A 26,062-nucleotide genomic window follows, 5' to 3' on the forward strand; every position below is an offset into this window, starting at 1 on the left:
ACTTGATAGCCTAAGATAGAATTCTTGTAAGGCATGCACTGTCTAGTAGATAGTTTAAGATTAACGTGATAAGTAAGGCAAGTTCCATAATATGAGCATTGAACTTCTGATACTTAAAGTTAATTGCTCTAGAAGGAAGCCCGTGTAAATCCGTCTTAAAGAAATCTATGGTAAATTCACGATAGATGTAGTGAAGTTTGTACTTATGTTTATCAGAATAACTTAAGTCCTTAGGCAATTTCTCTAAGTTCTTGCGGTAGTAGGAACACTTAGAATTAACACATTTATGTATTCTAAAGTGCTTACGGTCTTTCTTAGGTGTTAAAATATGTCCACAATAAGGACAACGCAAAGTAAGGGGGTTACTATAGACATTTGTTTCGTTAAATAACTCCCCACATACTTTGCACTGATATTGACCTTTAGAACTATTATTTTTGTAAATGTATTTATGCGGAGCACCACAACGAGGGCGTACTGTAGATTCATTAACTTTTGAACCTTCAGACCTACGATTTACTGTCTTAACAGTTTTTATGTATTTATGTGTGTAATAAGCTAAAAGCAATCGATAATCAACGGGTTTTGGATTAAAGATCTTAGGCAGTTTATCTACTTTGAACTTTTGATATTCTGGACTATGCGAATCCTCAAAAGCCCATTGCCTAAGAGGAATATATTTAGTAACTAAACTTTCCCAGCAAATATTTCGCAACAAAGCCTGAATAAATGGGGCTTGAGATAGCATCCATTCAGTAACTTTACTTTTAATCAGAGATGTGATATCTGCTGACAATGTTGAAATATGTTTCACAAACAAATCCATCAGGCTTTGCAATGAATTAGATAACTCCATATCCTGTATATCTTCACAGAACATGAAAAATAATTCGCCATACGTCTTCTGGTCATTTTCGTTTCGACGAATCCATGCTAGAATGATATATCTGGTAAATACAATGACTGTATGGCTTACCATTGCACCATAATTATGGCTCTGAAATTCAGTGCCTAACTTCATGAAAGATTTAGAAGATTTAAAGAAACATTCGATAGACCATCTGTTTCCATAAATACGTACGATTTCTTCATCTGCAAGTGAGCAGTTCGTGCTTAAGATATATAAGCATTCACTTTTCTTGTTGTGATTTCGTACAAATACAATCTTTACAGGTATTCCTGTTTTGGTCGTAACCACCAATGAGCCGAAGATATTTCTGGCGCCTTCATCAAAGCATACAAATTTCTTTAATTCAGGAAGTGTGTATTGCTTTCCGTTGTAGGCGTAACGTTGTTTTAATTGCTTCACCATTCCAATAACATCAATGCCTGTGGCAAGGACTTCCTTTATCATTGGTTCTGTAGTAAACCATGTATCCATAAGGACATAATCAGCTTTGATGCCAGCATTTAAAGCATCTTTAACCAAAAGGACAGCAGCGTCTGTTTTGTGCATCATGCTTTCTTTACGAAATTTGTAACCATTTGTACGATGATCAATTTGATTAGAAATTTCATTATAACGATTACTCTCATTAGCAGAAGAAAGCATGTTGAACCCGGTGGGGATAAAGCTATACCCATCAGACCACCCAAGTGTAAGAAGTGTAAATCCCTTTTGATATTTGTGTTCAACATGGTCAAATACGCGAGCAAGCAATTCAACTGATTTGATACGATTAGGTTTGATTACAGAATCATCCCAAATAAGGACTTTTACTCTTTCTGGTCTGATAAGTGCATCAAATACTGTTGCAACCTTAGTTGCTAGGAGCAAAAGAAACTTGCTCCAGTTATAGGACGTTTCATTCCAAAAACGATAGTACGTATTCTTTGAAACAGCCTGATCTTTATGTTTAGAATTCAGGAAACGAAAAAGATTCTTTCCTTGAAAGACTAACAGAAGTAAAAACTGTAATACATCATAAGCAGAAATTCCGCAAGATTTAGTAATGTTGGATTTACGCATCAGTTTTCCGATTTGTAGTTCTCTTATTGCATCAGAAAATTTATTTGGGGTATGGTCATTTTGGTTCATTTGATTTATCATAAGATTAGCACCTTTTCTTTGTATTTTAATGGTTGTGGTAATCTTATTATACCAAAGAATTGGTGCTATTTTAATGTCAATGAACCAATAAAAACAATAAATTTGCTTGGAAAATCAAGCATTCTCGCCGGTTATGCTGGGGGGAAAGTTGAGTTAGTAATAAAACTAATTGTTTAATAAATTTATTTTATATTAAATATATGACAGCAAATAAGTTATAATTGAATTTATAACAATGACATTTTCTTTCTGTTGTTTTTTGTTTTTGACAATTTAATTATAAAAGAAAAAGGGGGGCATTGTTTTTTTGTTTAAAAAACTTTGTAACCCTTGATATATAAAGAAAAAGTAAAAAATATAATGTAAAAAGCTTTACACTAACGAATTTAAAACGGGGGATGAGAATATGAAAAAGAAAATAATAGCAGTTATGGTGTTACTAGTATATGTTTTAACTATCGTTGGGTGTGGGAAATCTGATATTAATAATTCAAAGGATAAAGTCCAAATTTGGAGTTATAAGGATGAAATTGAAACTGGAAAATCTGAGTATACATTAGAACTTATAAGTAAAGCTAGAAATTATTGCAATAATAATAATATCCCATATGAAATGTGTAGTTATAGTTCAAAAGATATGTCAAAGAATGATTATGTGTTAAAGAGAAATCTTAGCATATCCAAGGGAAACAGTATTTGTATTGGAGATATGATGGAGATGGAACAGTGCCCTAAACAACATGCAGACTACTCAAAAATTCCAAACTATTCTAATATAAATGAGTCTTTTAAAGGGTTTAGATATATACCGTTGGATATAAATTTAAAGATTAGATTAATTAACAGAGAGTTGTTGGATATATATAATTTAAAGTATAATAATGAGTTTATAAATGACAGTGAGTACTATGAAATTATATTGTCTCTTATTGAAGAAGGGGCTTCGCTGAGTATAGAGGAAGATTTTAGCGATTTGGGCATTGTAGATATATTTCCAGAAGAGTATTTAAAAACACTTATAAGGTGTAGTGAACCTTCATACACGGATATTGGCAAAAAAAATTATGATAAGGAATCATATAAAAAATTGTACAAGGGAATTATAATTAAATTTATTAATAAGTACAAAAATCAAATTAAAAATAAGGTTGTTTGGGCTGATTGGGATACGAGAAATATAAAAGACGGAAAAACGGGAAAAAATTTTGATGAATATGAGATGGTAAATTTCACCGATATATGGAACACTAATAACCATATTACATTAGATATTGATTTTGAAAAATATGTTCCTTCATATAATATTAGAAGTAGTAAATATTGTATATATATGAGTGAAAAAGTCACTAATAATAAAGCCTATGACCTTGTAAATTATTTGATAAGTGAGGAGGCTTTGATGGATGGTAAAATGTATAATTTTTTGTATCCTACTTTTAAGTACAAAGAATTATATAAGGACATTGGATATGATGCTAATGGAAAATATATAGGTAGTAAAAAATATTTTACGGAAGAGATTATGGAACAAAGAGGATATACCAATGGTACCAAAGGTGGTATGAGAAAAATCCAGGAATCTGTATACAAAAATATTTTAGAAGGACCTTCAAAACAAACACAAAAAGAAATTGAAAAAGAGATAAATAAAGTAGTGAGCGATGATTGTAGGTTCAGAATAACATCTAGATTGTACAGGCTAGCAGGTGAAAAGATTAAAAATAATGATCTTGATTTGGATAAAGAATTAGAAAAATTCCTAAATGAGCTCAGGTTAGAATATGGGGTATAGAATTTTAAATCTTATAAAAAACAGGTGTATGCGTGAGTTGGCATACATCTGTTTTTTATATGTGGCTCTTTTGGCAATGGCAGTGATGGAAAATCTAGTTTTTAAGTTTTGGCAAAATTAAATCCTTTATATATACTATGGGATATTTAATGCTGCCTTCTTCAAATTCTAATTGTGTAGAGGCAAGTTTCATAAGGGACAAGATGTCTTTTTGGGCAAATTCGCTACAATATTCGCAAAGTAGAGCGCATATACCGCCATAATATGCACAGGCTGTGGAGACACAGCATATTTTGCAATAATTTTCGTGCAGATATGAGGGGTATGTGGCTTTGCCTTCTCTTTCAGGTATGAAATTTCTATTTAGATTTAAAGTGTACATATTATTGCAAGGACCTAGAAAATCAGGCTTGTTTTTCTTTCTACAAACACCTATAGAGGAAAACTCATGTAATTTAGGTGGGTGAAGGCTAGAAAGTCCGCCTACTGTGATTATATTTTTCAGAGAAGCCATACCTAAAATCGGATTACAAGTGTTTCTATTGCTACCTGCTGGAGCAATAATTGTTACTCCTGCTGCTACAATTTTATCAAATAGTTCTTGAAAAAGATCTAAGAGAAAGTTGTCAAAGCTTAGTTCTTCAAAGGGAAGGAGAAGAACCTTGATTTTGTATTCCAATGCATGATTAAGTACCAGTTGAATTCCATATAAAATATCACCTATAAAGCCTTTGCCATTAGAATCGAAAGCTTTCACAGAATACAGGTTACACCTTGGGGCAATTCCACGTATGAGGCTGTTAGAGCTAATGCCGTTGCCACCTATAATCCCACTTAAATATGTTCCCATACCATTGTCATCGTAAGTGTAGGTATATTTATTTATAAGATCCACAGATTTAATGATTCTATATTCAGGGCTTGTCAAATCCTTGTTGGGGTAAATTCCCGTGCTGACAAATGCCACGGTGATTCCCTTGCCATTGAGGGAAAAGTCATTTTTTACATTTAAAGGTCTGATATATATGTTTTGTTCTTCCAAAGAAACTGATTCTTTTGTCAATGGCAGTGACATGGCATATGAATCTAGTGTGATATAAGAAACTTCGGGGTACTCTGTGAGTCTTTCAATATATCTAGGACTAACTATAGCACAAATACAATTAATATCATTAATAATATGGAGCACTTCATTCTTTGAGCGCTGAATTTTTTTTGCCATATTTTCAAGCAGTGATGTACATTTTATAAGAACTCTATACTTACCGTAGATGCAATTTTTCATACAAATTTGCAAGTTGGGACTAATTTTATTTTTTAAATTAAACACAGGAAACCTCCATTAATCAGTGCCTACATTATTTTATACATAACATTGAAATTTCGTGCAGAGTTTTTGAAAATCGCAAACGATTAATTTCAAGGATAGATAATACTTATAAATATGCAAAAAACTATTTAAAAAAGAAATTTGACAAACAATTCTAACAAATATATAATAACAAATGTTGTACAACGGTATTATATGATTTTGAGGAGATGTAAGGATGAGTAAAAAGATTAAAAAGTTAATAGCTACAACACTGCTAGTTAGCATACTAGGAATCACAGGATGTGGCAAAAGTGATAAGGCAGATAACAGTAATAAGGATAATAATAAAAACAATGGCACAGTGGTAGAAAAAGCCAGCACCGATAACCTTAGTCCAAAACTTAAGATAACAACTCTTGCTGAAAATAAAAATGAGGAACATCAGACATTAAAGAATGAATTTGGTTTCTCTGTTTTAATCGAATATGGTGACAAAAAGGTGATTTTTGACACTGGAAAAGCTGGAGAATTTATAAAAAATGCAGAAAAGATGAATGTAGACATTAGCAAGGTGGATGATATGGTGTTAAGTCATGCCCATTACGACCATTGTGGTGGACTTATGCCTTATTTAAATAAATACGACGCAAAGGATACAAAATTATATTTAAAAAATTCTTTCTTCGAGTTATCAGACAATAAGTATTATTATGATAAAGTCGGTAAGAAATTTGACTTTACAGATGGAAAGCCAGGATATTTTCCAGTAGGAATTAACTTTAAGGAAAAGGATGTTACAGACAAAGGTGTGAAAATCAGCTATATTAATGGTGACAGTGAAGACATGGAAAAAGGTATGACAGTGCATGGACACTTCACTATTAACGAAGGAGACAAGCTAGCACCGAATATGTTGGTGAAAGATGGGGACAATTACATAGTAGATGATTTTGATGAGGAAGTAGCAGTTTCTATTGAGACAGATAAGGGCCTTGTAATTTTATCAGGTTGTTCTCATACAGGGATACTTAATATTGTAAACACAATTCAGCAGAGAACAGGGAAAAAGGTTTATGCTGTTATAGGTGGATTCCATCTTCTTGATGCCTCCGATGAAAAGATCCAGTCCACTATTGATCGTTTCAAGGAACTTGGAGTTGAAAAGATAGGACTTTCTCATTGTACAGGTCCTAAGGCTACAAAGATGTTTAAAGAACAGATGCCAAACCAGACATTTGTAAATGAAACTGGAAGCATATACGAAAATTAATGTAGTAAATTTTGCATAAGATACTAAGAAAGGCTGTCCACATATCCTCGTAGGTTGTGTACAGCCTTTTATGTATTTAGAAATTGTACAGCTCCTTGCACATGTTGAAAAATGCTCTTCCAGTTGGGCTAAGGGTTCTTTTGGAATTCATTATAAGGAAGATATTTCTCTTTATGCTGATGTCTTTAAGCTTGCTGCACATAATAGATTTGTCATATGCATAATTATCGTAAACCTTTGAGGATACTATGGAAATTCCCATACCTGTTTTTACAAATTGAAGCAAGGTATCCAAGTTATTAACTTCACAGTATACATTTATTTTATTTAAATCTATAGTGGAAGAAAGAAGGTTTTCAAAGGTAGTTCGGGTAGCTGAGTTCTTTTCTCGGAATATGAACGGGTATTTGTATAGCTTGTTTATATCTAATAATGGTGGTAAGTTGAATTTTGGATTTGCAATGATAACTAGCTCGTCCTCTAGTAACTTATAGCTCTTAATCCTTTCGTTATTTATGGCACTACCTATGATGCCTAATTCACAGTCCAAGTTCTCAATGTCCTTCAATATTCTACCGGAGCTTTGTTCATTGATATTAAAGGTAACACTAGGGTATCGCTGACTAAAGTTCTGAAGAAGACTTGGAACGATTGAATTGCAAGGTGTGGTACTAGCTGATAGATTTAGTTTGCCAGATACACAGGAATTAAAGTCAGATAATGCTAGAACAGCGTGATTTCTAGTATTTATAATATCTACGGCATAATCAAGGAATGAACTACCAGCAGGAGTGAGGTTAACTTCCTTTGATGACCTGTCAAAAAGTTGTATATTTAACTCCTTTTCTAAACTAGAGATGTGTGAGCTTATTGTAGGCTGTGATAAAAATATAACATTTGCTGCTTTGGAAAAACTTTTATATTTTGCAACACTAATAAAAGCTTCAATTTGTTTAAAATCCATTTTGTTACCTCCCATAAAATGTTCATAGTTCTATTATGTAATGTATTATTGAAAATATCAATAGTGTTTAGTGAAAAAATCTATAAATAAATTTTGAATAACCCCTTTACAAATGAGAATATATAAATATAGTATATTAATATCAAAAAAAATTACAAAAAATGTATGGGGATTGATATAAACTTCTCATACTATAACTGTATAATTAAAATGAAAAACTATTGACACTGTAATTAAACAATGCTAGAATATCAGTTAATTAATGCGATAAAAACAATGAAGAGAAGAGTAGGTATGAAGCTTAGTTGAAGCGAGTCAGGGGTAGTGTAAGCCTGATACGAATGTCATACTGAAGAACATCTCAGAGTTACTAACCGAAAAGCGTAATGCTTAGTAGGCTTAGTCGGAGCCATACCGTTACAGCATGGATGTTGTATCTGCAACAGTTAAGAGTGGAGTTTATCTCAACTTGGGTGGTACCACGGAATTATGCCTTTCGTCCCATATTTTATGGAGCGAAGGGTTTTTTTATTTGCATTTAAATAAAGATAATTTTTATATAGGAGGAAGAAAAAATGGAAACAACTTTAATAAAAAGTATTTTCAGAAATACAGCGGAATACGCTGGTAAACAAGTTCAGCTTACTGGCTGGATTAGAACGTTGAGAGATTCGAAGGCTTTTGCATTTATAGAGCTTAATGACGGAAGTTTCTTCAAAAACGTACAGATTGTATTGGATGATAGCGTAGAAAACTTTAGAGAGTTAGTAAAGCTACCTATATCTTCATCGTTAAGGATAATTGGTACTGTCATTGAAACTCCAGAAGCAAAGCAACCTTTCGAGATAAAGGCACAGGAAGTTGTGGTAGAAGGAATGTCCAATGCAGATTACCCACTTCAAAAGAAGAGACATTCTCCAGAGTACCTTAGAACCATAGCTCACTTAAGACCTAGAACAAATCTTTTCTCAGCAGTTTTCAGAGTAAGATCTGTTGCGGCATATGCAATCCACAAATTCTTCTTTGACAAGGGATTTGTGTATGTTCATACCCCAATAATCACAGGTAGTGATTGCGAGGGTGCTGGAGAGATGTTCCAGGTTACGACTTTAGACCTTAACAACATTCCCAAAAATGACAATGGTGAAGTGGATTACACTCAGGATTTCTTCGGTAAGGAGACAAATCTTACGGTAAGTGGGCAGTTAGAAGCTGAGATATTTGCCCTATCTCATAGAAATGTTTATACATTTGGGCCAACTTTTAGGGCAGAAAACTCAAACACCACAAGACATGCCAGTGAATTCTGGATGATAGAGCCTGAAATGGCCTTTGCTGAATTGAAAGATTATATGGATGTGGCAGAGGAAATGATAAAATACGTTATAAATTTTGTCATGGAAAATGCTCCAGAGGAAATGGAATTCTTCAACAGCTTTGTAGATAAGGGGCTTTTAGAGAGATTAAAACACGTTGCAAATTCTGATTTTGGAAGGGTATCTTATACTGAAGCAGTGGAACTTCTTCAAAAATCAGGACAGAAGTTTGAATATGATGTGGAGTGGGGCATAGACCTACAGACTGAGCACGAAAGATATCTTACTGAAAAGATATTTAACAAACCTGTATTCGTAACGGATTATCCAAAGGAAATCAAAGCTTTCTACATGAGAATGAATGATGACAATAAAACTGTGGCAGCTGCTGACTTGCTTGTACCAGCAATTGGAGAGCTTATAGGTGGAAGCCAAAGAGAAGAGAGATACGACAAACTTGTATCTAGAATAGAAGAGCTTGGATTAAATACAGAAGATTACTCATGGTATCTAGACCTTAGAAAATACGGTGAAACAAAACATGCTGGTTTTGGTCTTGGATTTGAAAGGGCAATTATGTACCTTACAGGTGTAAACAACATCAGAGACGTGCTGCCATTCCCAAGAACACCAAATAACGCAGAATTTTAAAATATAAAAAATCACTTCAGGAAAAGTATGAAAATACACAACCTGAAGTGATTTTTGCTATAATGAGATTAACTTTTAACTATTTTTACTGTGCTTCCTTTTAGTCCTGATTCTGAGGGCCATACTAGAAGCTTTACAGGGACTCGCTCTTTGATTTTCTCCACATGGCTTATGATGCCAATGGAAAGGTTATCACTATGAAGTTTTTCCAAAGATTCCAATACCACATCTAGTAGATCGTCATCTAGAGTACCAAATCCTTCATCTAAAAAGAATAGCTCCAGTGGCGCTGTACCCTTCAATTGTATTTGCGAAGACAGTGCCAGCGCTAGTGACAATGAAATAAGGAAAGTTTCTCCACCGGACAATGTAGAAGCATCTCTTCTGGCATTCCCGTTTTTGTTGTCTATAATCATGAATTTACTGCTGTTTTCATCGGTTTCTAAACTGTAAGTGTTGTTTGTTATGGTAGATAGATTCCTACTAGCAATACGGGATATATATTTTAATTGCTGAGAGGCCACATATTCCACAAACCGTTTCCCTTTAAATAAATCTGTCAGGTCTTTTAGTATGCTCAAGGTGTGTTCAGTTTTTTTCATTTCAGATAGAAGGTTGGATTTTGCCATTAACTTTGATTTTATATTATCAACATCTTGACGATATAGGGCAACTGACTTATTTAATTCCGTTACATTATCTTCAGTGTCTTTTAACTTTTGGCATATTTCTTGCCATTGATCCTGTGAAAGAGTTTCTCCCTGCAATTTTTCCTTGGTTGTGGATATTTTACTTTCTATATCTTGTTTGCGTTTTTCATACTCTTTAATAAAGTTGTTCAGCTTAACCATTTCTTCTTCGCTAACATAGCAAGTCATGGCCTGCTCCATACTTGCAAAGTCAAGCTTTACAAGATTCTTTGAAATTGTGTCCTTTGCAGAATTTATGCGATGTTGTAACATAGTTGTTTCTGATTCTAGAGATGCTATATATTTACTAATGTCATTAAGCTTATCCACAATATCATTGCGATTTTGTTCACACTGTGCATAACTTTTGTCTATAGTACATATTTCCTCATCTAGTTCTTTATAATATTCCTTGAGAGTACCGCGACCATTTTTTAGGGTATCTAGTTCCTTATGGAGTTTTTTTGATAGCTCAGATTTTTCACTGCCCTTTGTTTTTATTTCAGTCACACATGCATAGGCTTTTTTCAGTTCATTATCATTTTTTTCGTTTTCACTTTGCAAAGTAAGGAGTTTTTGCCTATTGGTTTTCAGTTCAGATTCTATATTTTTTAGTAGAATTTCATTTTTTCGCATGTGCTCTAGGCTGCTTTGAAAATCTTGTATACATAGGCTCTCTTTTAACTCTGACAATTGTGTTGTTATACGGGAGCTGGAAATTGTTATATCCTCGTATTCTTTTTTAAGGGAAATTATATTTTTTTCACAGGATTCCATGATGGTTTCAAATTTTCCCATGGATACTTCTAATTTTGAAAGGTCATCTCTTAATTTTAAAATGGATTCCTCTGTGGAACATACCTTTTTCTTTACTTCTTCTATGAGTAAAGAGAGTTGGTCTATATTAGGTGTAATGTCTGGTGTGGGTGTAGAATTATGCAAGGATTTTAAGGAATCACCTTTGTGTATTACTCCACATACGGGACATGGCTCTCCTTCCACTAGTTGAGTTCTCAATATTATAGCTAAATTTTCTCTTTCAGCATTTTTTAATTTTTCCTGTAAATCTTCCAAGTGTTTTTCAAGTTTAGATTTCTCAACCGTAAGCTCTGCAATTACATGTTTTTTTTCTTCATAATGGTTCTTACTCTGTTGTAGTAATATTTTATTTTTCTCAATGTCTGCACCATATTCCTTAATGGAAGTTTCCAATGACAAAAGTTTTTTCTTAGCTTCTTCATTTTTATCTAAGAGTTCTATACCTTTTAGGATTTGCTCCTTTTTATCAAGAGAGCCCTTGGTCTCTGATTCCTGTATCTCAAGGCTAGCTATGCCTGTGCCTAAATCTGATATGAGCTGTTTAAACTCTACAGTCTTAGACTCCATGGCTTTGCATTTGGTGGACTGTTCCATATAATCTGTTCTTAAGCTGATGATTTCTTCATCTAGAGAAATCAACTCTATTTCTTTTGCAAGGGCATCCTGAACTTTACCTCGTATAGAAATCAGATCTTTATATTTTCCATTTTTTATGGTGGTGATTTCGGTATATTTTTTGTCTAACTTCTCTTTTTCTACAAGAAGTAATTGAAACTCCCTTTTATTTTCCAGTAAAGAGCCATTCTTCTCTTTTATGCTAGAAGAAGCATTGAGAAAATCGTCTATATATGGTTTTATCAGTGCAGCCTTATTTGCTTTTTCTACTTTTCCCGTGGCATGGTCAAATATGGGTTTATCTTGCTGAAGTTCTTCTTCAACTTTTATAAACCCTTGAAGTTCCTGTTGCAATGACCAAATTTGCTGACAATGCTGGTGTTCCTGCTTAATTATACCCAAAGAGGCTGTAGCATTTTTAAGTTCTTCAGTGGCAGCACTTAGAATTCTTCCTTTTTCACATAATACTTCCTCGGTTATGTTTTCGTACTCAAGCAAGTTGCCTTCTAGCCTATTCTTTTGAGTGTTTACACTGCTATATCTCCTGGATAACTTTGAACTGAATTGTTCACCGTATTTCTCCAAGGCAAATATTCTCTCTAACATATCCCTTCGAGGTTTTCCCTCTAGCTTTAAAAATTCGCTGAATTTGCCCTGAGGGAGTACTACAGTTCTAGTGAAGTCCTCGCAAGTAAGTCCTAAAATTTCTATGCATTTTTCGGTGACACTTCTAGCTTTATCGCATAGAACTACTTCGCCTTCTGGAGTTATCTCAATGATTTTTGAAAGAGAATTATTTATACCATTGTCTTTATTTCTCTTAAATTCTCTTTCTACTCTGTAATGTTTTCTGTGTTTTTTTCCAATCTCAAATTCGTATATTACACTGCCAGTTTTTACATTAGAATTAACAAAATTTGTACTCTTTCGTGCCATTTCCCCATAAAGTGCCAAAGTCATGCCGTCTAGAATGGTAGATTTACCACTACCCGTAGGACCAAAGATACCAAACAGCCGTCTTGAATCCAGTAGATTAAAATCTATAGTTTGAGTATCAATAAAACTATTTATACCCTTAATTGTTAATTTCACAGGTTTCATAATGCGCCGTTCACACCTTTCTATGAAATAATTTTTTAACGATTTTCTTATATTTCTTCTTCTTCCATAATTGCCAATGCTTCTTGTATAACTTCGTCCTCTGGTTCTACTTTTCTATTTTTTATATAAAATTGAGAGAAAAGCTCTTTAAAGCTTTTCTCTGATAAGTTAAAGCATTGATCCTCGTTATCTTCCTGGTCTTCAGATTTTATAATAGGTCGGATTTCAAGAATGTCATCTTTGTAGCTTTTCATCTCTTTTATATGCTCTTGGCTGATAAAGCTATCTGTTTCTATCTCCAGGTATACCCAACAATTTTTATTTCCGTTTTCACGGCATTTATCTATGGCGTCATTCACACTGGAGCATTTCCATATTTCTATAGGCTTATATGTTTTAAAATTTACAGTTTCTATGTCTGGTTCTTCGCCACAATGGATGTCTAATATATAGCAGCCCTTGGTAAAATTGATTTCATTTTTGTTATATTGCAGTGGTGAACCTGCATATCTGACCTTGCCCATGGTTCCAGGCACACTCATAGGTTTGTGTATATGTCCTAATGCCACGTATTGAGCTTTTTTTGGAAAACAATCGCAGTTTACTATGAAGGAACCCCCTAATTGAATACTGCGTTCGGAGCCTGTTTCTTCACTGCCCATGGCGAACAAGTGTGATGTGGCAATGTTTATAGTATCATCTTTGTAATGTTGACTTAGATTGTCAAACAAACCCTTTAAACGATGGCTATAGCACATAGCTTTTTCTTCGTCACTTTCTTCTATGTCATATAAAACCTCGTCTAGTCTTTTTTCACTAGGATATGGAACGGTGAGAATCACTATTTTTTCTCCATTAATGTATGCCTCAATATAACCTTCTCCAGAATCGCATATTTCGTTCATGCCATACTTTCCAGGGGGAATTACTGTTTTTGGTGTGGCCACCATGACTATGCCATGTTCCATAGCTAGTGGTGCAGCAGCCACAAGCCTTTGAGGGTTATCGTGATTCCCTGATATAACTAGAGTCATAGTCTTTCCATCATTGCTAATCTTCTTCAGTAGTTCATAAAACATATTTTCTGCTCTGGCTGGTGGGTTGCTGCTGTCGTATATATCCCCAGCTATGATTACAAGATCTATTTTTTTATCTATAACAAGTTGTGAAAAGTCTTCTAGAAATTCCTGTTGTTCATCCATACGGCTAAAGCCTTCAAGGTTTTTGCCAAGATGAAAATCTGATGTGTGTAATATTCTCATTTCATTCACCTCCAACCCATTTTACATTATGATTATATACCTATTTTATTATATCATCTATGCTCTTTTCAAGGAGGTCTGCCGTATTGTTAAGTAAATCTGCTTCTTCCATGAGTTTCTCCATGCTATTAGTTTGCTCATTTATGCTGGAAGATATTTCTTCCATACTAGCGGCAATTTCTTCATTGGCCTGAGTAATGTTCTCTACAGCATTATTAAATTCTTTTACGGCTTCAACGACAGTGAACATTTTTTCAGAGGAACTGCGAAGATTGTCATCAGATACAGAAAAACTATTTAGGATTTTGTCATAGGTATTTTTCATAACTATAGCAACTTTGTTGCCTTCTTCAGTTTTTACACTGCTGTTTGTTATTAATTTTAACATATCTTCAATTTGTTTTTGTGTAGTTTTAACAAGGTTATTGATGTTTTTGCTGTATGTAAGGCTTTCATTGGCCAACTTCCCTATTTCATTGGCTACTACGGCAAAGCCTCTGCCAGCATCGCCAGCTCTTGCGGATTCTATCTGCGCATTTAATGCCAGGAGATTTGTTTGATTGGCGATATCGTCAATATAATAAGTAATTTTTTCTATTTCAGAAGAAGCTTTAATTAAACTATCCATTTTTTCTTTTGTGAGAGACATGCTAGTATTTATGTCAATGATTTTGTTTACCATATCTTTTACATCTTCACTACCTTGTTTTGCATGAATTTCAGTAGATTCAGTGGAAGATAAGACTGTTTTTATCTCTTCCTCTATAGACGCCATGATTTCCGTGGTTTCCATGGCTTTGTCACTAAGTTTTTGTGCGCTTTCAGATGCAATAGTAGTACTTTCCGTAACTTTCTGAGAAGCAGAGAGAATTTCTTCAAAAGAAGCAAAATTTGTGCTAGCTGAATCACTTTGTGATGAGGATAACCTTAGGAGTTCAAGAGAACTTTTTTTCACATTATCCCTTAGAGTGGTCATTTTTTCGTTGAGAAGCTCCACCATACATTTGAAGTTATTGCCTAGTACACCTATTTCATCACGGGATTTTATATTTATTTTGACATCAAAATTCCCTTCCGCTATTTCCGAAGTAGCTTTATTTAATTTTTTTAAAGGTCTTAATATTATGACCAAGGTAATCCAAAGCACCACAATAGACAGCAATAATCCTATGATCATAACTGTGAAGTTTGAATCGTTTATGTTTTTAAGCAGTGATAAGGTGTCTTCGTTACTTATGCCTATTATTATAGAGCCAAGGAATGCACCATTTTTAATATAAGGTACTGATATGTGCTTAACGTGTTGTTTGTATTTACCTACATATGAATCTATGACTACGGGTTTATCTTTTTGAGACTTTAAAAGAAGTGAAGGCATATTAAATTTTTTAGAATTAAGGTCCTTTTCAGAGTGTGCCGATATATTGCCATTGGGCTCCACCATAGCAGCATACAAAACACTTTTATTTTCTTTAAGGCTTTCCAGACTCTTTTGCATTGTAAATTTGTTTAATAATTTTTTTATATTGTCTACGCTAAGACCAATCTGTACATAAGCATTGTTTTTTAATTTTACAGTTCCATATTTGTAGCTTTTGTTGTCTACAGTACTTACCCTTGCCTCCTCTAGAAGATAATTTTTATTATCTGCAGCAAGATTTCTTATTTTGTGGTCACTAGGGTAAATATAACCCACATTATCTGACATGTTGCTATAAAGTATTTTAAAATTACTATCAACTACATTTATCTCGGACATTGAGGTATCCTTGGAAAGAGTCATGAGCATATTGCTATTAATTGAATTAAAAGGAACATTGTTTAACATGAAACCTATACTGAGGATTTTGTTGTCTACAAGAGAGTAAAGTTCTTTTTCACAAGTTTGATTATTTTCTAACTTTTCCATAACTGACTTAGTAAGGGCTATGGAATGATTTTTAGATGATAATGACATACCATCAGTTACTTTCTTTGATGTAGAATTTGAAAACACCAATAATTCTACTGCCATTACTACAAATACTACCATTGAAATTTTAAAAAACAACGGTATTTTAATAAATTTTTTCTTCATAATTATCCCCCCGATGTAAATAATAAAATATTACACAAATATTATACATAATGAACATTGTAAGTATATAAAATTTTCAAAGTTTTTTCTGGAATAATGAACAGTTTTAATGGTTTTTTTTAATAATTTTAGTGATTAAACAAAAATAAAACAAAAATTCGACTTATCATAGCATAAATTCAATATATTGGGATAAATTAATGAAAAGAGTTATAATAATTTGAAGGAGTGAAAAAATGGGAATAATAATTGCGATGATATCGGGAATGTTGATGAGTATACAGGGAGTTTTCAATACGAATGTAACAAAAAAGATTGGATTGTGGGAGACTAATTTAATAGTGCAAGGAATAGCACTTATAACTACAGTTGTCATATATTTTATATTTAGAAAAGGAAACTGGAGTGAAATAGGGAACGTGGGGAAGTTATACTTTACTGGGGGGATTATTGGAACGTTTATAACAGCAACTGTTGTTGTGGCAATGAAGGCGCTAAGTCCTAGCTGTGCTGTATCTGTCATACTTATATCTCAGTTAATATCTGCGGCTGCCATAGACTATTTTGGATGGTTTGGTATTGAGAGGATGGCTTTTGGGTTGAATAAATTTATTGGAGTACTATTACTTGTTATTGGAGTTATTGTATTCAAATACAAATAAAATAAATAAGTTTACTGTAGAGATATATAAAACCCACCGAGTTTAGAATGGTGGGTTTTACTAAATTAGAATTGTCTTAGTTCAAAGGATTTTATCACGGAATCAAATTTAGAACCGTTCATTTTCCAAATTTCTAGTTTTGAAATTCTCGTAAAATTTAAAATAGAGTCTGTAGGCTGTGACTTTACAAAGGGCACACTGCCTTGAGTGGACAACTTTTTCAATGTATAGTTGCAGGACGTCAGTGGCACATTGAAATCGAAAGCTGGGTTGTTTATAATGGAGTTTTCTGTGGAAATATTGTGCTGTTCTAACCCCTCAAGAATGGCTCTATTTAATCTAGATATGTATCCCATTTGAGATATTCCAATGGAGCAAAGCTTTGAATCAAGGTTTACGTGCAAGCTATTTACTACATTTACTTTAAATTTTTTATATGGTTCTAAGACCTTATATAAGATTTTATTTAAGGTTTCTACATCTGAGTTTAAGGTTGTGACCATTGGGATGTAAAGAGAAGGGGTGCATTTATAAGCCTTGTATCTTTTGCACACAGTTTTTTGCATGCTTTCAAGGCACGATATATAATTTTCATCTAAAAGAGCAACAATTTGTAATTTCATCTTTCCCTCCAAAACTGCTGAAATATCCTTAATAATTCTAATATAAGTGTTTTGGTGGAAAAATTCAATATAAAAAATGAAAAACATTAAAGTATTTCCTAGGAATGTAGTCTTGTAATATGGTATAATGGAATTTGTGGAAATATGTAATATTGAAATCAGATGAAGTAATATATAATAGATTATTATAGATTTTGGATAACAGTGTGAAGATAAATTATAATGGATTAGTGTGGAGGTTTGCAACATATGGATAAATTAATTGTAGATGGAGGCTATAAACTTCATGGTGAAGTAGATATAAACGGTGCTAAAAATGCATCGGTAGCACTCATACCGGCATCTATTCTTTGTAGTAAGGGAATATGTACATTAGAAAATGTTCCAGATATTGAAGATATAAGAAGTAGCATTAAAATACTCAACAGTATAGGTTGTAAAACTCATCACAATGGCAGCAATGTAACTATAGACAGCACTGAAATAAATAAGCTTTATGGCTGTTGTGAGGAAGTTCGAAAAATGAGGGCCTCTTATTATCTTCTTGGAGCGTTACTTGGTAGATTTAAAGAAGCTAGGGTGGATCTTCCAGGAGGTTGTCCTATAGGAAAGAGACCTATCGATCTACACATTAAGGGGTTTGAAGCTCTTGGTGCTGAGGTAACAATAGATGAAAATACTATACATGTTAAGGCTGATAGACTCATTGGAACAAATATATTTTTTGATTTTGCCAGTGTAGGCGCAACTATAAATGTGATGATGGCAGCGGTTTTAGCGGAAGGAACTACTGTTATAGAAAATGCTGCAAAGGAACCGTATATTGTAGATTTAGCTAACTATCTCAATGGAATGGGAGCCAATATAAAGGGTGCAGGTACAGATGTCATAAGAATCAAAGGCGTAGAGGAACTTACAGGTTGTACATATAGTGTGGTACCAGATTTAATGGAAGCAAGTACATATATGATAGCTGCATCAGCGACTGGTGGAGATGTGGTCATAAAAAATGTCATTCCAAAGCATTTGGAGGCTGTAACTGCCAAACTTAAAGAAATGGGCGTAAACATTTTAGAGGGCGATGATTTTATTCGCGTTGTATCTAAGGGTGAGTTTAAGGCGGCTAGCATAAAGACATTGCCGTACCCTGGATTTCCAACGGATGTTCAACAGCCTATGTGTGTTATGATGACTGTAGCTAAAGGGAATAGTGTTATACAGGAGACTATGTATGAGTCTAGATTCAAATACACAGAAGAACTAAAGAAAATGGGTGCTAAAATTGATGTTGAAGACAGGGTTGCAAAGATATCCGGTGTTCCAGAATTAAATGGAACTTTAGTTGAAGCTACAGATCTAAGAGCTGGGGCGGCATTAGTTGTAGCAGCTTTAATAGCAAAGGGTACTACAGAAATTGTTGGCGTGGAGCATATAGATAGAGGATATCCGCATATTGAGGAAAAGTTCAAGATGCTAGGTGCACACATAAAAAGAATTTCGGAATAAAGGGATACTGAGAAAGAGTTAGGAAAAAATAAGGAAGCGTGTATAATTATGATTACATTTTGTCCACTATATAGTGGTAGTAGCGGCAACAGCATTTTAATTGGAAGTGAAAATACCAAGATTCTCATAGATGCTGGAGTTGCAGGAAAAAGGGTTATGGATGCTTTAGATGGTATTGGAGAGAACCCCAAGGACATAAAGGGCATATTTATAACTCATGAACACATTGACCACGTTAGGGGCGCAGGTATATTGTCTAGGAAATTAGATGTACCTATATTTGCCAATGCAAAAACGTGGACAGCTATGGAAGGTCAACTGGGAAAAATTAAAGAGTGCAACATAAAGGTAATAGATAAAACAGAGCTAACCCTAGGCGATATAACCATAAAAGGATACGGTATATCCCATGATGCTGTATCACCTATGGGATATAATGTATATATTGATGATAAGAAGGTTACAGTAGCTACTGACTTAGGATATGTTTCAGAGGAAGTAAAGGATGCTATTAATGGCTCGACGGTGCTTCTCATGGAAAGTAATCACGATGTAGAGATGCTTAAATTTGGCACTTATCCATACAGTCTAAAAAGGCGCGTATTAAGTGATATTGGCCATCTATCTAATGATGACTGTGGTAAGGCACTGGTGGATTACATAGTCCACACTAAAAGTGCCAAGCATGTTTTTTTAGGACATTTAAGCAAAAATAATAATTATCCTGAACTTGCATATAAAACCGTAGAGGAAACTTTAAGACAGGAAAATATCATTGTTGGCAGAGATCTAGAATTAGCTATGACTTATAGAGATAGGCCAAGTAAAGTTATAAAACTTTAAGGTTAAATTACAAAGGTATTAATAGGTAAGGGGAGAAATTTATGAAAAAAGCATTAGCCATAATAAGTTTAATTGCTATTACCAGTTTGTATTTTATTGGGTGTAGTACAGATAAATCATCTAAGGTTTCCAATGGGAAATATTATCTTCAAAAGTCCGCTAAGAGTGAGGAGGAACCGTTGAAATTAGAATTATACTTCGATAGTTCTACTTCCACTGGAGGTGTCAGCGTTGGCAAAGAAGAGCGTCTTTTGGATAGGCAGGAAGTGATAGGAGAGCTTATTGTAGGTGAGTTATTAAAGGGACCATCTGTTAAAAGCAACTTGAAAGCAGTTTTCCCAAAGGATGTTAAGCTTATAAGTTTTTCTATAAAGGAAAAGATGGCTATAGTCAACTTTAGTCCTGAAATTCAATCAAATATGGAACCTTTAAAGGAAGAGATCTGTCTTAAGGCTATATCGGCATCTTTATCGCAGCTCAGCGGAATAGATAAAATACTTATTCAGGTGGATAGCAAAAGTATAAAAACTATTGGTGGCAATTATGATATATCAAAACCTATTCTTAAAGGTCAAAATGAATTTACAAAAATACAAGTTAAATAGTAAGAACTTCATATAAGATAAAATTGGGTGTTTACACATTTACAGTTTGTGATAAAATAATAATATCTTAATAAACTAATCATAAGGAGAGGGAAGAACATGTCTTTATATAAGGAATGGAATGATTATGTAGTTGATGTTGTAAAAAACAAGGGAGAAAATGTATTCTGGGATACTTTTGGAAAAGTTGAAACTGGATTTTATAAAAAGGTTTTAGGAGAGCAAATTACGTCTCTTCAAGGAACTGTAGAAGAGTTGGCAAGTAAATTTGATGTTGATGCAATTCAATTTATGGGCTTAATTGATGGCATCAGTGATAGTTTAAATGAGGAATTAGATTTAGAGAACATGGAAAGAGATACAAAGCTTGATGTACATATTGACTACGAGAAGCTTTACTTCAATATGCTAGATTCTAAAGCTGACTACCTGTATACTTTACCACAATGGGACGCTATATTCTCAGTTGACAAGAGAAAATCAATACAGAAGGATTACAGAGACTCTAAGACTGTAGTTAAAGAAGTGAGAATAGGTAGAAACGACCCATGTCCATGTGGAAGTGGTAAGAAATACAAGAAGTGTTGCGGTAAATAATTTGCAATTAGTCTGCAAAACAGCTTTATGCTACATTTGAATTTAGAGAATCAAAATTTAGAAAATCAAAACTCTTATGGAGTTTCTAACAGCTCTTTGCTATGTTGCAGAGAGCTTTTTTCGGATTTTTAGAAAGGGAATTTTTTATAGTTAGAGAGGGGAGAAAATCGTGAAAGAATTTAAAGACACAGATGTAAGTGAAAAAGATATAAATATAAGTGAAAAAGATATAAGCCAAAAAGATATAAGTGGGAAAGACATGAGAAATGTGGTTCGCAATAGTTATAAAAACATTGTGGTAGGTAACAATAACAAGGATACCTGTTGTTGTGGCAGTGGTAATACTGTTGAAAATAGCAATAAAGCACAAACCGTATCAAAGAGTATAGGGTATTCGGCAGAGGACATGAATTTAGTGCCGGAAAACGCCAATTTAGGACTTGGCTGTGGAAATCCTCAGATAGCTGCCAATATTCAGGAAGGGGAAACAGTTTTGGATTTAGGCAGTGGAGCGGGATTTGATTGCTTTCTAGCTTCTAAAAAAGTTGGAAGAAGAGGCCTTGTCATAGGTGTGGATATGACTCCTGAAATGCTGACTCAGGCAAGAAAAAATGCAAAGCTCCACAGATATAGAAATGTGGATTTTAGATTAGGAGAAATTGAAAATCTTCCAGTGGCAGACAATACTGTAGATGTTATAATATCTAACTGTGTTATAAATCTTTCTACCAATAAACAGCGTGTCTACAATGAAGCTTATCGTGTGCTTAAAGTGGGTGGACGAGTTTGCATTTCCGATGTGGTGCGCATGAAAGAACTCACCGACGAGATGAAGCAAGATGACTCCCTTTACTGCAACTGAGTTACAGGTGCCTCTTCCGTGGAAGAGTTAACGATTTACCTGAAAAAAGCAGGGTTTAAAGATATTGTAATAGAGACAAAGCCTGTATCAGAAGAATACGCAGAGCAGTGGGCACAAGGTTTGTCCGTAGGGGAATACATCATGTCCTCCATTATTAAAGCTAAAAAATAACAATATAATAAGCAAAATGAATTTGCTTGTGGAAAGGAAGCATACATGAATATAACTTTAATTGTGGTAGGAAAAATAAAAGAAAAATTCTTGAGGGATGCTGTGGATGAGTACACGAAACGCCTAGGCAGATACTGCAAGATAAACATAGTAGAGCTAACAGATGAAAAAACCCCGGATAACGCTTCCGAAAAAGAAGAGCTTGCCATCAAGGAAAAAGAAGGTGAATCCATTTTGAAGAACATCCGAGACAATATGTTTGTCATAGCCTTAGATCTAAAGGGGGATCATCTAAGCTCAGAACAATTTGCAAAGTACATAGACGATCTAGGCGTTCAGGGTGAAAGTCACATAGCCTTCGTCATAGGTGGATCCCTTGGAATCGCACCAAAAGTATTGAATAGAGCCAACTATAAACTATGTTTCTCTAAAATGACCTTTCCTCACCAACTGTTTAGAGTAATGCTGTTAGAGCAGATATACAGAGGATATAGGATAATGAAGGGAGAACCGTATCATAAGTAAATGAGGTTTTTACTGAAATTGGATGAATAATTTTTGATAATTATATGAATTATGAATTAAGATATAAAGAATAGGTTACTACTAGTTTTTGTAGTAACTTATTTATTTTATATATAAATTTGATATGCTATAATTTACTATAAAGACAGGAGGGAATTTAATGTTACAAGAGTATTTAAATAAAGTAATCAAAGGCGATTGCCTTGAAGTTATGAAAAATTTTGAAGATAAATCTATAGATATGATATTGTGTGATTTACCTTATGGAACAACACAAAATAAGTGGGATTCTGTCATACCACTTGATGAACTTTGGAAAGAGTATAAAAGAATATTAAAAGACGATGGGGTTGTAGTACTAACATCACAGGGGATATTTACAGCTAAATTGATACTAAGTAATGAAAAATGGTTCAAATATAAATTAGTGTGGGAAAAGTCAAAAGCAACTAATTTTTTAAATGCAAAAAAACAGCCATTAAGAAAACATGAAGACATATGTGTTTTTTATAAGAAGCAACCTAAATATAAACCACAAATGACGGCTGGAGAACCATATGATAAAGGAGTAAGAAAAAATCAACTTACAGGAAGCTATGGAGATTTTAATCCAGTTCATGTTAAAAGTGAGGGGATGAGATATCCTACAGATGTTGTATATTTTAAGACTGCTGAATCGGAAGGAAAAGTATATCATTCAACACAAAAACCAGTTGAATTGGGGAGGTATTTAATAAAAACCTTTACGGATGAAAATGCTGTAGTTTTAGATAATGCTTGTGGAAGTGGAAGTTTTTTAGTTTCAGCTATACTTGAAAATCGTAGATTTATAGGAATAGAAAAAAATGAAGATATTCAATTATATAAAAATCATAAGATAGATTTAATTGATGTTTGTAATGAGAGAATAAGTGAAGCATATAAAAAAATTGAAAGTGGGGATGGGGATATATGAGAAAAGCAGGTAGTACTAGTGAAAATGAAAGAAGTTGGGCAATTGATTTAATTTCAGATATAAATACATACATTTATGAAAAAAATGATGAGAGCGTAATAAAACATGCTGGTGGAGAAATGAGCCTATCAACTGGGGGAGGCTCATTATTCCCAGATACATTGCTATTTGGAGATAAAGGAAAAACAAGTATTTTACAAGGATGGGAATTAAAATATCCTGATACAAGTATTGAAGATAAAGAGCTTATTGATAATGCAAAAATTAAGGCAGAATTACTAGGGGTAAATAGTTTTTTAATATGGAATGTATCTATTGCTAAGTTATATGTAAAAAGTAATGAGTCAGAAGAGTTTAAAGTTATAAAAGAGTGGGATTCATTAGCACACATAACAACTCGTGCAGAAGTAGCATATAATATGCATGAAGTTAGAAATGAACTTCATATAATTTTAGATGATTTAAATTATTTTTTTAGAAATGGAATATTAAAAAGTGAAAAGGTATTAAATTCAATATCGGGTGAAAAATTACTATCATTAATGTTTGATAATATAGAAAATTGTGCTGAATCAATTAAAAATGAATGCATAGTTAATGGAGATTTAAATGATGAAGTATTATTATGGTGGGATATGGAGGGAATTACTTATGGTAAAAAGGCTAATAAGTGGTTTGAAATATCTAAGCTTGCAATTATTTCATTAATGAATAAGTTTATATTTGCTAATATTTTAAAAAAATATAATAGTAAAGCTAATGTAATAGATAGAATAAATGAGGAATCTTCTATTGAGGATTGCCTAGAAACTTTTGATAATATATCAAGTGAATGTGATTTTTACAATATATTCGAAGAAAAAATGGGAGAAAGATATATTAATGATGAGTCTTTAAGTATACTACTAAATTTTAATAAATATTTAGTAGAATTAGATTTCACAAACTATAATGATACTATCTTAGAAGGGGTATTAACACAGGTAGTAACTAGGAGTAAAAGAAAAGTAGCAGGACAGTTTTCAACACCTAGAGAGTTAGCAGTCTTTCTTTCAGCATTGACTATTAAGAATAAAAAATCTAGGGTTTTAGACCCGTGTTGTGGAACTGGTACAATTGCTAAAGCTGTTTATGATATAAAGAAAGTATCTGGTATTGAGAGTAAAGAAGCAATTAAACAAGTATGGGCAGGAGATAAATTCAGATATCCATTACAGTTTGCAATGTTAGCATTAACAAGCCCAGAAAATATGGGACAACAAATAAATATTTACAAAGATGATGTTTTTAATTTATCAGAGGGTGAAAGAATCTCAATACATGATGTAAATAGTAATAATATTCTTAGTGTTGATTGTGGTAAGTATGATGTTGTAGTATCTAATTTACCATTTGTTCAACAAGAAAATTTACTAGAATTAAATAGTACAGCTATAGAGTTTATAAATAAAACAAATTCTATATTTAATGGAAGAAGTGATTTATATGCGTATATAGCATTGAAGTTAGATGAAATTTTAACAGAGCAAGGTAGAATAGGAATTATTGTTTCTAATTCATGGTTAGGGACAGAGTTTGGGGATAAGTTTTTTGAAGAATTGCAAAATAGGTATAACATAGAATGTATAATAACATCAGGTAAAGCACGATGGTTTAAGAATGCTGATGTTGTAACTAATATAATTATTTTAAATAAAAGAAATGTTAATATTGAGGATAATATTAAATTTATTGTAGTAAATGAAGATATAGCAAAATTAATAGGGAGTGGAGATGTAGTATCACAAGTTGATAATGCTTCTAAGTTAGTTGCAAAAATTAGACAAGGTATAGATACTAGAGAATTTACTATAAATAACTATTCAACTAATGATATAAAAGAATTGGACAAGATAGGAATGATTAAAAATTCATTATTTACAGATTGTAGATGGTTACTAGATTTAAAGGATAAATTAGTACCAATTACGGATTACTTTGTTGTTAAACGTGGAGAACGTAGAGGATGTAATGATTTATTTTATCCTAAAAAACATAATATAGAAGAGGAGTATATAGTTCCAGTTATGAAAAAACTAGATACTTCTGCTTATATGATGAATTTGAATGCATCAATTGATGGGTTTGTATGTGGTAAAACATTGAAGGAATTAGAAGAATTAGGGCATAATGGAGCGAGAAATTGGATAGCTAAATTTGATGGAGCTAAAGATAAAAATGGAAAAATATATAATCAAAAATTAGCAAGAGCTAATATTCATTGGTATGAGATGTCATTAAATAGTACTTTCGATATAGGATTATTGATTAATCCTGATGAAAGATTATTCTTCTCAAAAGCACCTTACCCTGTTTTTTTTGACCAAAGATTAACAGGTTTAGTTAGGAATAACAATAATGATGACTTATCAATATTAGTAGCAATGTTAAATAGTATATTAGGAATTTTCTATATAGAAGCGATTGGATTTGGTAGAGGATTAGGTGTCTTAGACATAAATAAAAGTAAAGTTGAAGAACGTTTTAGAATGCTAAATCCACAATTAATTTCTGAAGATGATAAAGAAAATATAAAAGATTTATATAATAAGCTAGAAGCTAGAGGGGTAAAACCTATTATGGATGAATTATCACAAAATGATAGAATTAATTTTGATAAAGCCGTATTAAGAGCTTTTGGATTAGAAGAATATTATGATAGGATAAAAATATCATTATTACAGCTATTCAAAATAAGAAAATCAGTAGGTAAATAAGAACATAAAATAAACAGGTATGAAATAAAAATACTTTTT

General features: G+C 33.1%; 19 protein-coding genes and 1 other annotated feature. Of the genes, 12 read left to right on the top strand and 7 right to left on the bottom strand.

Features of this window, described 5'->3' with window-relative positions; translation table 11 throughout:
* Positions 1 to 10: 10 nt before the first annotated feature.
* Positions 11 to 2,050, bottom strand: a complete 2,040-nt coding sequence (locus BUA73_RS14335) for an IS4 family transposase (RefSeq protein WP_072903169.1) — start codon at positions 2,048 to 2,050, stop codon at positions 11 to 13.
* Positions 2,051 to 2,456: 406 nt separating this feature from the next.
* Between BUA73_RS14335 and BUA73_RS05625 the strand changes: the two genes are divergently transcribed.
* Positions 2,457 to 3,842 (top strand): hypothetical protein, encoded by a 1,386-nt coding sequence (locus BUA73_RS05625; protein ID WP_072903170.1) that lies wholly within the window; start codon positions 2,457 to 2,459, stop codon positions 3,840 to 3,842.
* 94 nt (positions 3,843 to 3,936) lie between these two features.
* Here BUA73_RS05625 and BUA73_RS05630 read toward each other — a convergent pair whose 3' ends face one another.
* Positions 3,937 to 5,172, bottom strand: coding sequence for a S8 family serine peptidase (locus BUA73_RS05630; RefSeq protein WP_072903171.1), 1,236 nt, complete (start codon positions 5,170 to 5,172; stop codon positions 3,937 to 3,939).
* Between the two features lie 217 nt (positions 5,173 to 5,389).
* Here BUA73_RS05630 and BUA73_RS05635 point away from each other — a divergent pair, with 217 nt between their 5' ends.
* Entirely contained in the window at positions 5,390 to 6,424 is a 1,035-nt protein-coding gene (locus BUA73_RS05635; RefSeq protein ID WP_084672091.1) for an MBL fold metallo-hydrolase, read from the top strand.
* Positions 6,425 to 6,500: 76 nt separating this feature from the next.
* Here the strand turns inward: BUA73_RS05635 and BUA73_RS05640 are convergent, their stop codons facing one another.
* The gene (locus BUA73_RS05640) at positions 6,501 to 7,388 is read right to left on the bottom strand and encodes a selenium metabolism-associated LysR family transcriptional regulator (RefSeq protein ID WP_072903172.1); all 888 of its coding nucleotides are present in this window, start codon (positions 7,386 to 7,388) and stop codon (positions 6,501 to 6,503) included.
* Between the two features lie 267 nt (positions 7,389 to 7,655).
* Positions 7,656 to 7,895: a binding site (T-box leader), on the top strand.
* Between the two features lie 68 nt (positions 7,896 to 7,963).
* On the opposite strand from BUA73_RS05640, the gene asnS reads away from it, so the two are divergent.
* Positions 7,964 to 9,355, top strand: a complete 1,392-nt coding sequence (asnS, locus tag BUA73_RS05645) for an asparagine--tRNA ligase (RefSeq protein ID WP_072903173.1) — start codon at positions 7,964 to 7,966, stop codon at positions 9,353 to 9,355.
* A 68-nt stretch (positions 9,356 to 9,423) separates the two neighbouring features.
* On the opposite strand, the gene BUA73_RS05650 is transcribed toward asnS, so the two are convergent.
* The 3 genes from BUA73_RS05650 to BUA73_RS05660 are packed head-to-tail and all read right to left on the bottom strand — an operon-like array spanning position 9,424 to position 15,918.
* Positions 9,424 to 12,579: an AAA family ATPase gene (locus BUA73_RS05650; protein ID WP_072903174.1), complete on the bottom strand. Its 3,156-nt coding sequence runs from the start codon at positions 12,577 to 12,579 to the stop codon at positions 9,424 to 9,426.
* A 47-nt stretch (positions 12,580 to 12,626) separates the two neighbouring features.
* Complete coding sequence (locus BUA73_RS05655; RefSeq protein ID WP_072903175.1) at positions 12,627 to 13,841, bottom strand: exonuclease SbcCD subunit D; 1,215 nt, start codon at positions 13,839 to 13,841, stop codon at positions 12,627 to 12,629.
* Positions 13,842 to 13,881: 40 nt separating this feature from the next.
* Positions 13,882 to 15,918, bottom strand: coding sequence for a HAMP domain-containing methyl-accepting chemotaxis protein (locus BUA73_RS05660; protein ID WP_072903176.1), 2,037 nt, complete (start codon positions 15,916 to 15,918; stop codon positions 13,882 to 13,884).
* Positions 15,919 to 16,154: 236 nt separating this feature from the next.
* Here BUA73_RS05660 and BUA73_RS05665 point away from each other — a divergent pair, with 236 nt between their 5' ends.
* Positions 16,155 to 16,580, top strand: a complete 426-nt coding sequence (locus tag BUA73_RS05665; RefSeq protein ID WP_072903177.1) for a DMT family transporter — start codon at positions 16,155 to 16,157, stop codon at positions 16,578 to 16,580.
* 65 nt (positions 16,581 to 16,645) lie between these two features.
* Here the strand turns inward: BUA73_RS05665 and BUA73_RS05670 are convergent, their stop codons facing one another.
* Positions 16,646 to 17,203 carry a hypothetical protein gene (locus BUA73_RS05670; RefSeq protein WP_143146977.1) on the bottom strand — a complete coding sequence of 186 codons (558 nt, stop codon included), beginning with the start codon at positions 17,201 to 17,203 and terminating at the stop codon, positions 16,646 to 16,648.
* 249 nt (positions 17,204 to 17,452) lie between these two features.
* On the opposite strand from BUA73_RS05670, the gene BUA73_RS05675 reads away from it, so the two are divergent.
* The 8 genes from BUA73_RS05675 (at position 17,453) to BUA73_RS05715 (ending at position 26,023) form a co-directional block, all read left to right on the top strand.
* On the top strand, positions 17,453 to 18,709 hold the full coding sequence (locus BUA73_RS05675) for a UDP-N-acetylglucosamine 1-carboxyvinyltransferase (RefSeq protein WP_072903179.1): 1,257 nt from the start codon (positions 17,453 to 17,455) through the stop codon (positions 18,707 to 18,709).
* 51 nt (positions 18,710 to 18,760) lie between these two features.
* Positions 18,761 to 19,552 carry an MBL fold metallo-hydrolase gene (locus tag BUA73_RS05680; RefSeq protein ID WP_072903236.1) on the top strand — a complete coding sequence of 264 codons (792 nt, stop codon included), beginning with the start codon at positions 18,761 to 18,763 and terminating at the stop codon, positions 19,550 to 19,552.
* A 41-nt stretch (positions 19,553 to 19,593) separates the two neighbouring features.
* The gene (locus BUA73_RS05685) at positions 19,594 to 20,157 is read left to right on the top strand and encodes a GerMN domain-containing protein (protein ID WP_072903180.1); all 564 of its coding nucleotides are present in this window, start codon (positions 19,594 to 19,596) and stop codon (positions 20,155 to 20,157) included.
* Positions 20,158 to 20,256: 99 nt separating this feature from the next.
* Complete coding sequence (locus tag BUA73_RS05690) at positions 20,257 to 20,754, top strand: SEC-C metal-binding domain-containing protein (protein ID WP_072903181.1); 498 nt, start codon at positions 20,257 to 20,259, stop codon at positions 20,752 to 20,754.
* Between the two features lie 259 nt (positions 20,755 to 21,013).
* Positions 21,014 to 21,787, top strand: a complete 774-nt coding sequence (arsM, locus tag BUA73_RS05695; protein ID WP_178139229.1) for an arsenite methyltransferase — start codon at positions 21,014 to 21,016, stop codon at positions 21,785 to 21,787.
* 45 nt (positions 21,788 to 21,832) lie between these two features.
* Positions 21,833 to 22,312, top strand: coding sequence for a 23S rRNA (pseudouridine(1915)-N(3))-methyltransferase RlmH (gene rlmH, locus BUA73_RS05705; RefSeq protein WP_072903183.1), 480 nt, complete (start codon positions 21,833 to 21,835; stop codon positions 22,310 to 22,312).
* A gap of 160 nt (positions 22,313 to 22,472) precedes the next feature.
* Positions 22,473 to 23,267: a DNA-methyltransferase gene (locus tag BUA73_RS05710; RefSeq protein ID WP_072903184.1), complete on the top strand. Its 795-nt coding sequence runs from the start codon at positions 22,473 to 22,475 to the stop codon at positions 23,265 to 23,267.
* Complete coding sequence (locus BUA73_RS05715) at positions 23,264 to 26,023, top strand: N-6 DNA methylase (RefSeq protein ID WP_072903185.1); 2,760 nt, start codon at positions 23,264 to 23,266, stop codon at positions 26,021 to 26,023. The genes BUA73_RS05710 and BUA73_RS05715 overlap by 4 nt, the downstream gene beginning before the upstream one ends.
* The last annotated feature ends 39 nt before the right edge of the window (positions 26,024 to 26,062 follow it).

Origin of the sequence: Hathewaya proteolytica DSM 3090, from assembly GCF_900142225.1 — a bacterium.
GTDB classification, from domain to species: Bacteria; Bacillota; Clostridia; order Clostridiales; family Clostridiaceae; genus Hathewaya; species Hathewaya proteolytica.

Bases quoted from the DNA above. Each gene is read 5' to 3' on its own strand.
- BUA73_RS14335 (WP_072903169.1), bottom strand. From the start codon at position 2,050: ATGATAAATCAAATGAACCAAAATGACCATACCCCAAATAAATTTTCT.
- BUA73_RS05625 (WP_072903170.1), top strand. From the start codon at position 2,457: ATGAAAAAGAAAATAATAGCAGTTATGGTGTTACTAGTATATGTTTTA.
- BUA73_RS05635 (WP_084672091.1), top strand. From the start codon at position 5,390: ATGAGTAAAAAGATTAAAAAGTTAATAGCTACAACACTGCTAGTTAGC.
- BUA73_RS05640 (WP_072903172.1), bottom strand. From the start codon at position 7,388: ATGGATTTTAAACAAATTGAAGCTTTTATTAGTGTTGCAAAATATAAA.
- asnS (WP_072903173.1), top strand. From the start codon at position 7,964: ATGGAAACAACTTTAATAAAAAGTATTTTCAGAAATACAGCGGAATAC.
- BUA73_RS05650 (WP_072903174.1), bottom strand. From the start codon at position 12,579: ATGAAACCTGTGAAATTAACAATTAAGGGTATAAATAGTTTTATTGAT.
- BUA73_RS05655 (WP_072903175.1), bottom strand. From the start codon at position 13,841: ATGAGAATATTACACACATCAGATTTTCATCTTGGCAAAAACCTTGAA.
- BUA73_RS05660 (WP_072903176.1), bottom strand. From the start codon at position 15,918: ATGAAGAAAAAATTTATTAAAATACCGTTGTTTTTTAAAATTTCAATG.
- BUA73_RS05665 (WP_072903177.1), top strand. From the start codon at position 16,155: ATGGGAATAATAATTGCGATGATATCGGGAATGTTGATGAGTATACAG.
- BUA73_RS05670 (WP_143146977.1), bottom strand. From the start codon at position 17,203: ATGAAATTACAAATTGTTGCTCTTTTAGATGAAAATTATATATCGTGC.
- BUA73_RS05675 (WP_072903179.1), top strand. From the start codon at position 17,453: ATGGATAAATTAATTGTAGATGGAGGCTATAAACTTCATGGTGAAGTA.
- BUA73_RS05685 (WP_072903180.1), top strand. From the start codon at position 19,594: ATGAAAAAAGCATTAGCCATAATAAGTTTAATTGCTATTACCAGTTTG.
- BUA73_RS05690 (WP_072903181.1), top strand. From the start codon at position 20,257: ATGTCTTTATATAAGGAATGGAATGATTATGTAGTTGATGTTGTAAAA.
- rlmH (WP_072903183.1), top strand. From the start codon at position 21,833: ATGAATATAACTTTAATTGTGGTAGGAAAAATAAAAGAAAAATTCTTG.
- BUA73_RS05710 (WP_072903184.1), top strand. From the start codon at position 22,473: ATGTTACAAGAGTATTTAAATAAAGTAATCAAAGGCGATTGCCTTGAA.
- BUA73_RS05715 (WP_072903185.1), top strand. From the start codon at position 23,264: ATGAGAAAAGCAGGTAGTACTAGTGAAAATGAAAGAAGTTGGGCAATT.